General features: G+C 74.5%; 8 protein-coding genes. 2 read left to right on the forward strand and 6 right to left on the reverse strand.

Annotated features, from left to right (window positions below; genetic code table 11):
• The first annotated feature begins 93 nt into the window (after positions 1-93).
• A complete protein-coding gene (locus ACIPLC_RS19015; RefSeq protein ID WP_400474153.1) occupies positions 94-1,296 on the forward strand; it encodes an MFS transporter in 1,203 nt (400 codons plus the stop codon).
• Here ACIPLC_RS19015 and ACIPLC_RS19020 read toward each other — a convergent pair.
• The 4 genes from ACIPLC_RS19020 to ACIPLC_RS19035 form a co-directional block, all read right to left on the reverse strand.
• A complete protein-coding gene (locus tag ACIPLC_RS19020) occupies positions 1,263-3,296 on the reverse strand; it encodes a heavy metal translocating P-type ATPase (protein ID WP_400474154.1) in 2,034 nt (677 codons plus the stop codon). The two genes, ACIPLC_RS19015 and ACIPLC_RS19020, sit on opposite strands and share 34 nt — an antisense overlap.
• A gap of 125 nt (positions 3,297-3,421) precedes the next feature.
• The gene (locus ACIPLC_RS19025) at positions 3,422-4,783 is read right to left on the reverse strand and encodes an MFS transporter (protein WP_400474155.1); all 1,362 of its coding nucleotides are present in this window, start codon (positions 4,781-4,783) and stop codon (positions 3,422-3,424) included.
• Between the two features lie 112 nt (positions 4,784-4,895).
• A complete protein-coding gene (locus tag ACIPLC_RS19030; protein ID WP_400474156.1) occupies positions 4,896-5,264 on the reverse strand; it encodes an ArsR/SmtB family transcription factor in 369 nt (122 codons plus the stop codon).
• A gap of 68 nt (positions 5,265-5,332) precedes the next feature.
• The gene (locus ACIPLC_RS19035; protein WP_400474157.1) at positions 5,333-5,611 is read right to left on the reverse strand and encodes a hypothetical protein; all 279 of its coding nucleotides are present in this window, start codon (positions 5,609-5,611) and stop codon (positions 5,333-5,335) included.
• A gap of 375 nt (positions 5,612-5,986) precedes the next feature.
• On the opposite strand from ACIPLC_RS19035, the gene ACIPLC_RS19040 reads away from it, so the two are divergent.
• Complete coding sequence (locus ACIPLC_RS19040) at positions 5,987-6,604, forward strand: TetR/AcrR family transcriptional regulator C-terminal ligand-binding domain-containing protein (protein WP_400474158.1); 618 nt, start codon at positions 5,987-5,989, stop codon at positions 6,602-6,604.
• A 7-nt stretch (positions 6,605-6,611) separates the two neighbouring features.
• On the opposite strand, the gene ACIPLC_RS19045 is transcribed toward ACIPLC_RS19040, so the two are convergent.
• Together ACIPLC_RS19045 and ACIPLC_RS19050 are read right to left on the reverse strand one after the other, a co-directional pair.
• Complete coding sequence (locus ACIPLC_RS19045; RefSeq protein ID WP_400474159.1) at positions 6,612-7,976, reverse strand: FAD-dependent oxidoreductase; 1,365 nt, start codon at positions 7,974-7,976, stop codon at positions 6,612-6,614.
• A 181-nt stretch (positions 7,977-8,157) separates the two neighbouring features.
• The gene (locus ACIPLC_RS19050) at positions 8,158-8,970 is read right to left on the reverse strand and encodes a slipin family protein (protein WP_400474160.1); all 813 of its coding nucleotides are present in this window, start codon (positions 8,968-8,970) and stop codon (positions 8,158-8,160) included.
• Positions 8,971-9,300: the final 330 nt, after the last annotated feature.

Below are 9,300 nucleotides of genomic sequence, written 5' to 3' on the forward strand. Positions count from 1 at the left end.
TGGCCGGGGCCGGGCGTCGGTTCTTGGGCGGATCGGCCTATTCGGCCCCGCGAGCCGTGGCTGCGACGGCGACGGCCGCCCTACTGTGGGCGAATGACCGATCATCAGACTGCGCGGCCCTTCATGGGCCGGGCGGGCTACCTCGGGGCGGCCGCCGGCTTCGCCGTCTGCATGGCGGGCACCACCCTGCCCACTCCGCTGTACGGGCTGTACCAGGAGGAGATCGGCTTCTCCGAACTGATGGTGACGGTCGTGTTCGCCGTCTACGCCTTCGGCGTCATCGGCGTCCTGCTGCTCGTCGGCAACGTCTCCGACTCCGTCGGCCGCCGGCCCGTCCTGCTCGGCGGACTGGCGCTCGCGGCGTGCAGCGCCGTCGCCTTCCTGGCCGAAGGCGGCCTGCCGCTGCTGTGGCTGGGCCGCCTGCTGTCCGGCCTGTCCGCAGGCCTGTTCACCGGCACCGCCACCGCGTACGTGCTGGAGCTCGCCCCACCCGGACGCCAGGCCCGCGCGGGCTTCGTCGCGACCGCCGCCAACATCGGCGGCCTGGGCTGCGGACCGTTGCTGTCGGGACTGCTCGCCGAGTACACCCGCTACCCCCTGATCCTGCCGTTCGCCGTGCACCTGGTGCTGCTCGCCGCCTCCTTCGCGGTCACCTGGCTCCTGCCGGAGACCGTCACCGGCGCCCGCCCGCTGCGCACCGCCCGGCCGCGCCGGCCGTCCCTGCCGCCGGAGGTCCGCGGGGTGTTCGTCCCGGCCGGGATCGCCGCGTTCGCGGGCTTCTCCCTGCTGGGCGTCTTCACCTCGGTCAGCCCCGCCTTCCTCGCCCAGCGGCTGGACGTCCACAGCCCGGCCGTCGTCGGCCTGATCGTCTCCACGGCCTTCTTCGCCTCCACCCTCGGCCAGTTCCTGGTGCCCCGGCTGGGCGCCGCACGGGCGATCCCGATCGGCTGCCTGGTGCTCATCGCCGGGCTGGCGCTGCTGGCCGGCTCCCTCGCCTGGACGGCCCTTCCGCTGATGGTGCTCAGCGCCCTGGTGGGCGGCGCCGGCCAGGGCATGGGCCTGCGCGGTGCGGTCGGCGAGATCGCCGCCGCGGCTCCCGCCGAGCACCGCGGCGGCGTCCTGTCGGCGCTCTTCGTGGTCGCTTACTTCGGCATCTCGATCCCGGTCATCGGCATCGGCCTGCTCACCGGACCGATCGGCCTGGCGCACGCCGGCCTGGTCTTCACCGCCTGCATGGCCCTGCTCGCCGCCGCCTCCGCCGTCTACCTGCTGCGCCGGGACCGCGCCGCCTCCTGAACCGGCCGCGCCCCGGTGGCGCCCGCGCGCTGCCACGCGCTCTCGCGCAGCAGCCGCAGGCCGTTGAGGCCCACGATGACGGTCGAGCCCTCGTGGCCGAGGACACCGAGCGGCAGGGGCAGGGTGGCGACCAGGTCCCAGACGACCAGGCCGGAGATGAACACCGAGGCGATCACCAGGTTCTGGACCACCAGCCGCCGGGCCGCCCGGGACAGCGCGATCACCGTGGGGACGGTGGCGAGTTCGTCGCGGACGACGACCGCGTCGGCGGTCTCCAGCGCGAGGTCGGAGCCCGCCCGGCCCATGGCGATGCCGGTGTGGGCGGCGGCGAGGGCGGGGGCGTCGTTGACGCCGTCGCCGATCACCAGCACCTTGCGCCCGGCCCGCTCCTGCTCCTGGACGGCGGCGACCTTGTCCTGGGGGAGCAGCCCGGCGCGGACGTCGGTGATGCCGACCTCGGCGGCGAGGCGGGCGGCGGCGCGCGGGTTGTCGCCGGTCACCAGCACCGGAGCGGCGCCGGTCAGGGCGGCCAGGGCGGTGACGGTGGCGGCGGCGTCGGGGCGCAGGCGGTCGGCGATGCCGAGCACGCCGACCGGGACGCCGTCGCGCCCGACCAGGACGGCGGTGCGTCCGTCGCGCTCCAGCTCTTCGGCGACGGCCGCGGCGGTGGCCTCCGCCTCGGTGGAGGGCGCGTCGGCGGCGCCGTCGAGGAGCCGGGCGGGGGCGCCGACCGCGATGACGGCGCCGGAGACGGTGGCGGTCACCCCGATGCCGGGGGTGGAGGCGAAGCCCTCGGCGACCGGCAGGTCGAGGCCGCGCCGGCGGGCGGCGTCGACCACCGCGCGGGCCAGCGGGTGCTCGCTGGGGTGCTCGGCGGCGCCCGCCAGGGTCAGCAGTTCCTCCTCGTCCAGGCCGCTGCCGGTGAGGGGGCGGAGGTCGGTGATCCGGGGGGTGCCCTCGGTGAGGGTGCCGGTCTTGTCCAGCGCGACCGCGTCGACCTGCCCGAGCCGCTCCATCACGACGGCGGACTTCACCAGGACGCCGTGGCGGCCGGCGTTGGCGATCGCGGACAGCAGCGGCGGCATGGTGGCCAGCACCACCGCGCAGGGCGAGGCGACGATCATGAAGGTCATCGCCCGCAGCAGCGAGCCGGTCACGGCGGCCCCGAAGGCCAGCGGGACGAGGAAGACGGCGAGGGTCGCGAAGACCATGCCCAGGGAGTAGCGCTGCTCGACCTTCTCGATGAACAGCTGGGTGGGGGCCTTGGTCTCCGAGGCCTCCTCGACCATGGCGACGATCCGGGCGATCACCGAGTCGGACGCGTCGCGCTCGACCTGCACGCGCAGGGCGCCGGTGCCGTTCAGGGTGCCGGCGAAGACCTCGTCGCCCTGCTGCTTGGCGGCCGGCAGCGGCTCGCCGGTGATGGTGGCCTGGTCGACGTCGCTCGCGCCGTCCAGGACGCGGCCGTCGGCGCCGACGCGCTCACCGGGGCGGATCAGGAGGGTGTCGCCGACCACCAGGTCCTCGGTGGCGACGGTCTCCTCGCCGCCGTCGTCCAGCAGGCGGGTGGCGGTGGCGGGGGCGAGGTCGAGCAGGCCGCGCACCGAGTCCTGGGTGCGGGCGGTGGCCAGCGCCTCCAGCGCGCCCGAGGTGGCGAAGATGACGATCAGCAGCGCGCCGTCCATCACCTGCCCGATCGAGGCCGCACCGATCGCGGCGACGATCATCAGCAGGTCGACGTCGAGGGTCTTCTCGCGCAGTGACTGGAGGCCGGCCCAGCCGGGCTCCCAGCCGCCGGTGACGTAGGCGATCGCGTACAGCGGCCCCCAGGCCCAGGCGGGGGCGCCGGTCAGCTGGAGCGGCAGGGCGATCAGGAAGGCGACGGTCGCGGCGGCGGCCCAGCGGGCCTCGGCCAGCGCGAAGACGCGCGTACGGCGCCTGGGAGCGTCGCCGGCGCGCGGGGCCGCGGCGGACGGGCGCTCGGTGAGGGCTGTGGACATGGCTGTGGTGTTCCTCCACGCGGGCAGGGCGGGTCGACGTGTCGACCATACAGGAATACATGAACAGCTCTTCATTTATTCCCGCTGGAGTGGCCCTTTGTCCGGCACGACCGGCCGGGCAGGATCTAGTTGGCCCGCGCGGCCAGGCCCTGCGGCCAGTGGCGGTGGTACTGGTCGATCACGTAGTCGTGGCCGTGGAGCCAGCCGTCCGCAGCCGGGTGGGCGTCGGTGAGGTGGGGGTGGCCCGGCGGCAGGTCGGCGTGGACGTGGTCGAGCCTGGCGGGGTCGCGGGCGGGCCAGATCGCGGCGGCGGCGGTGGCGGCGAACAGGGCGATGACGCCGAGGGTGGCGGCCGTCACCGGGAGGCCTGCGCCGGCGGCGAGCCAGCCCGCGAGGGGGTAGGTGAGCAGCCAGCAGCTGTGCGAGAGGGAGAACTGGGCGGCGAAGGCGGCGGGCAGGTCCGCGTCGGCGGCGGAGCGACGGATCAGGCGCCCGCCCGGGGTGAGGACGGCGGAGCAGGCGGCGCCGATCGCCGCCCAGGACACCAGCAGCGCGGCCCAGGACCAGCCGCCCGGGGTCGCGGCGGTGACCGCGGCGACGGCGGCCAGGACCGCGGGGAGCGCGAAGGCGGCCGGGAGCATCACGGTGCGGTCGGAGAGCCGTCGCAGGAGCCGGGGCAGGAGCAGGGCGGCCAGCATGGAGCCGGCTCCGTAGGCGCCCAGGGCGAGCGAGACCGCGCCGGCCGGGCGGTGGAAGTGGTCGCGGACCGCGACGACGGTGTCGACGAAGACGATCGCCCCGGCGGCGGCGACGGCGAGGTCGAGCGCGAGCAGGGCCCGCAGGCGGGGGGTGGCCCAGAACAGCCGGGCGCCGAAGGTGGCCTGGGCGTGGACGCCGCCGGTCCGCTCGACGGGGGTGGGCTTGGGCAGGGCGACGGAGACGACCAGGGTGGCGGAGGCGAGGAAGCCTACGGTGGTGCCGGTGAACAGCCAGGTGTAGGGGACCAGGGCGAGCAGGCCGGCGGCGAGCGCGGGGCTGAACAGGGACTCCAGGTCGTAGGCGAGGCGGGACATCGACAGCGCCTGGGTGTAGTCCCGTTCGGCCGGCAGGACCTCGGGGATGGTGGCCTGGAAGGCCGGCGTGAAGGCGGCCGAGGCGGCCTGGAGGAGGAGGACCAGGACGTAGATCTGCCAGGCCTGGCTGACGAACGGCAGGGCGAGCGCGACCGCGGCGCGGGTGAGGTCCATCGCCACCAGCAGCGTTCGGCGCGGAATGCGGTCGGCGAGGGCGCCGACCGCCGGGGCGATGGCCACGTAGGCGACCATCTTGACGGCCAGCGCGGTGCCGAGGACCGCCGAGGCGTCGGCGCCGGCGAGGTCGTAGGCGAGCAGGCTCAGTGCCACGGTGGCCAGGCCGGTACCGACCAGGGCGATGACCTGGGCCGCGAACAGGTGGCGGTAGGTGCGGTTGCGCAGTGTGGACAGCATCGGCCCCGTCCCGGTCGGCGGCGTGGTGAGGCCGCACCATCGTAGCCAACATGTGCATACGTGTGCACGTGTTAGCTACGGCTGTGTGGCCCTCGCGGCCAGTTGGAACGGGTCAGTCGTGCGGGGGCAGGGAGCCGATCTGGTGGTCGGCGACGTTCAGCGCCTCGTCGACCAGGCGCCGAAGGTGCCCGTGGCGCAGCGAGTAGACGATGCGGCGCCCGTCCCTGCGCGTGGTGACCAGGCCCGCGAGGCGGAGCTTCGCGAGGTGCTGGCTGACGGAGGTGCGCGGGGCCCCGCACGCCTCGATGAGGGAGGTGACGTCGGCCTCGCCCGCGCCGAGCCGGTGGAGCAGCGCAAGCCGGGTGCGGTCCGCGAGCAGGGCGAGGACGGACGCGGCGACGTCCAGCCGCTCGCCGCCGCCCTGCCCCTGCTCCTGCTCCTGCGAACCGTGTGCAGCTGCCAGGTCGGTGCTTGCGCTCATGCGCTCATCGTAGGTCCGTCCGGGCCCGACGCGTGCACGCGTGCGCACATGACGGCCCCGCGCCCGGTTCAGCGGCCGGGGTCCCAGTGGGCTTCGAGGTGGCGGCTGCCGTCAGGGGCGGTGGCGGTCCGCCAGCTGGCCCGCATCCGCACCGCGCGGTGGGCGGCGCCGGTACCGCCGGAGGCGGTCGGGGCACCCACGGCCTGGAGCACGGAGCTGTCGAGGGGGCTGTCGGCGAGCCTGCGCACGATCGCGGACAGGGTCGCGGCGACGGAGCCGCGCGCCGGTGCGGCGAGCGCCGCGACGGGGAGGGGCGGGCGGCGGTGGAAGGCGCCGAGAACGGTCACGGGGACCTCACCTTCGTTGAGGAATCGTCCGACACGGCGGATCGACGGGTGTGGGCGGCTAAGGATGCTCCGGTGGTCGGTGACGGGGCGCTGGGCCCGCGTCAGCCGGGCGGGGACGAATCCGAGACTAGGCCGCGGACCCTCGGGGGGTGGGTGATCCTGACGCCCCCTTGACTGCGCGGGCGTCGTCACTGACGGTGTCCTGACGGCGCCCCTGTGCGCGGACGGCCTCCGGCCCGGACGATTGGGACGGAACGGGTTCGTTCACTAACATCGACAGTGACCCTGGATATAGGGAGCACGTCCGTTCATTACGGACAGCCGGTGAACGGGCGTGTCGAGAGGCGGAACCGGAACCGAAGAAGGTGCGCAGCCATGCCCGCTGAACCCGCAGTCGCACCCGGACCGGCGACGGGCGCCCCGCTCCGCAGGCGCGGCGAGGCGCTGGAGAACGCCATCTTCGAGGCCGCCCTCCAGCAGCTCACCGCCGACGGCTACGCCCGGCTCACCATGGAGGGTGTCGCCGCCGCCGCGCAGACCGGCAAGGCCGCGCTCTACCGGCGCTGGGCCTCCAAGGAGGAACTGGTCAAGGATGCGCTGCGCGCCTGCCTGCCCCCGGCCGGCCCGCCGCCCGACACCGGCGGTCTGCGCGGGGATCTGGTGGAGGTGGTGACCAGGTTGCGCGCGGTGATGCTCAGCGCCCCCGGGGCCGCCGTACGGGCGATCATGGGCGAGCTGGACCAGCAGCGGGCCCACACCTTCCTGGCGATCGTGCTGGAGCGGGTGGTGGAGCCCACCGCCGCGCTGATCGCCGAGGTGCTCGCCCGCGGTGCGACCCGGGGCGAGGTCCGCCCCGGGTCCGTCACCCCGCTGGTCACCGACGTCGTCCCGGCGTTGATGCTGTACCGGGTCAAGATGTGCGGCGGCGCGCCGGCGCAGCTCGACCCGGCGGAGATCGTCGACGAGGTGCTGCTGCCGATCGTCCGCCCGTGACGGGCGGTCAGGCCCCGCTGTGCCGGATCATCTCCTCGCGCTCGACCACCTTGACCCGCTCGCGCCCCTCGGCCTCGCCGAGCGCGCGCTCGTGCGCGTCGAGCTGCTGCCAGCCCTCCCAGGTGGTGTAGCGGACGCCCCGCCCGCGCAGGTGCTCGACGACCGCGTCCGGATCGGGCTCGACGGCGCCGGGGAGGCGGCCGCCGGCGTGGTCGTCCAGCAGGCAGGCGACGGTCTCGTTGGCGTCGCCCTTGGTGTGGCCGATCAGGCCGACCGGGCCGCGCTTGATCCAGCCGGTGACGTACGTGGCCGTCCGGTGGGAGTCGTCGCCGTCCAGGACGCGCCCGGCCTCGTGCGGGACGGTGCCCGACAGCGGGTCGAAGGGCAGCTTGGACAGCTCGTCCGAGTAGTAGCCGACCGCCCGGTAGACCGCCTGCACGTCCCAGTCGGTGAAGCGGCCGGTGCCGACGACGTTGCCGGTGCCGTCCAGCTCGGTGCGCTCGGTGCGCAGCCCGGCCACCTTGCCGTCCGCGCCGAGGACCTCCACCGGGGACTCGAAGAAGTGCAGGTAGACCCGGTGCGGGCGGTCGCCGACGTCGCGGATCGCCCACTTCTCCAGCGTCGCCGCGACCAGGTCGACGTGCTTGACGGCCCGGCGCTCGGCTATCGACCCGGCGTCGTACTCGATGTCCTCGGGGTCGACGATCACCTCGATCGTCGGGGAGTGGTCGAGTTCGCGCAGCTCCATCGGGCTGAACTTGGCCTGCGCCGGGCCCCGGCGCCCGAAGACGTGCACCTCGCGGGCCCGGTTGCGGCCCAGCCCGGCGTGGACGTTCGGGGGTATCTCGGTGGGCAGCAGCTCCTCGGCGGTCTTGGCGAGGATCCGGGCCACGTCCAGGGCGACGTTGCCGACGCCGAGGACGGCGACCTTCTCCGCCTCCAGCGGCCAGCTGCGCGGCACGTCCGGGTGGCCGTCGTACCAGGAGACGAAGTCGGCGGCGCCGTAGGAGCCGTCCAGGTCGATCCCGGGCAGGCCGAGCGCCCGGTCGGCCGTCGCGCCGGTGGCGAAGACCACGGCGTCGTAGAACCGGTGCAGGTCGTCGAGGGCGAGGTCGGAGGGGTAGTCGACGTTGCCGAACAGGCGGACCTGCGGCTTGTCGAGCACCTGGTGCAGGGCCGTCACGATGCCCTTGATCCTCGGGTGGTCCGGCGCGACGCCGTAGCGGATCAGGCCGAACGGGGCGGGCATCCGCTCGAACAGGTCGATCGAGACCCCGGGGGCCTGGGCGGCGTCGGACTTCAGCAGGGCGTCGGCGGCGTAGATGCCGGCAGGGCCGGCTCCGACGATCGCGACCCTGATCGGGCGGGGCATGGCGGGTGGTACCTCCGGTCGGGCGCAGCGGGGAGGCGGACGGGCGACCTTCGCAGCCAACCCGCCGGCCGCACGGAAGTGTAGTCGGTGCTGATCTATAAGGTCATAGGTCGGCTCTATGGCCAGGGGTCCGGCCCGCCCCGGCCCGCCCCGGCCCGGCCACCGGCCATGGAGCCGACCGTCAGCCCGCGTCGGACGGCGCCTGGACCGGGACGGCGGGCGCCGGCGCGGAGCCGGCCTCGGCGGCCCGGGCGGTGGAGGCCTCGAAGAAGCGCAGCAGCTCCACCGGGAACGGCAGCACCAGCGTCGAGTTCTTCTCCGCCGCGACCTCGACCACCGTCTGCAACAGCCGCAGCTGCATCGCCGCCGGGGTCTCGGACATCGTGACGGCGGCCTCGGCGAGCTTGGCGGCGGCCTGGAACTCGCCGTCCGCGGTGATGATCCGGGCCCGGCGCTCGCGGTCGGCCTCCGCCTGGCGGGCCATCGAGCGCTTCATCGAGTCGGGCAGGCTGACGTCCTTGATCTCCACCCGGTCGATGTGCACGCCCCACCCGGTGGCCGGGCTCTCCAGCATGACCTCCAGCCCCTGGTGCAGGTTCTCCCGGCCGGAGAGCAGGTCGTCCAGCTCGCTCTTGCCGATGATCGAGCGCAGCGAGGTCTGGGCGACCTGAAGCATCGCGAAGGAGTAGTTCTGGACGTCCACCGTGGCCTTGACCGGCTCGACGACGCGGAAGTACAGCACCGCGTCGACGCTGACGGAGACGTTGTCCTTGGTGATGCCCTCCTGGGCGGGCACCGGCATGGTGATGACCTGGACGTTGACCTTGCGCATCCGGTCGACCACCGGCACCAGCAGGGTGAGGCCCGGCTGGCGGACCTGGTCGCGCACCCTGCCGAGCCGGAACACCACGCCGCGCTCGTACTGCTGCACCACCCGCACACCGGTGATCAGCCAGAACAGCGCCAGCACGACGACGAGAACGACAATTGCCACGTTCGTCCGACCTTCCCCGTAGCGGCGCAGCCGGGCCGGGTCCGGAGCGGGCCCTGTCGCGCGGATGCGAGCCGCGCAGGACAGTATGCGCCCGGGCCGCAGGGATCGACAGCCGCGTGCGCCGGGATCCTGACGGGCCGTCCGCTCCGCCGGTGCGGTCGGGAGACGGGGCTGACCGGCGGCCGTCCGGGCCGTCCGCGATCGCGGACGGGGGGGGGGGGGGGGGGGGGGGGGGGGGGGGGCCCCGCCCCCCCCCCCCCCCCCCCCCCCCCCCCCACGACGGTGCGAGGCTTGCGTCGACAGACGACGTCGGACAGGAAGGTGGCGCGT

Origin of the sequence: Kitasatospora sp. NPDC086801, assembly GCF_044745805.1 — a bacterium.
Classification (GTDB): Bacteria; Actinomycetota; Actinomycetes; order Streptomycetales; family Streptomycetaceae; genus Kitasatospora.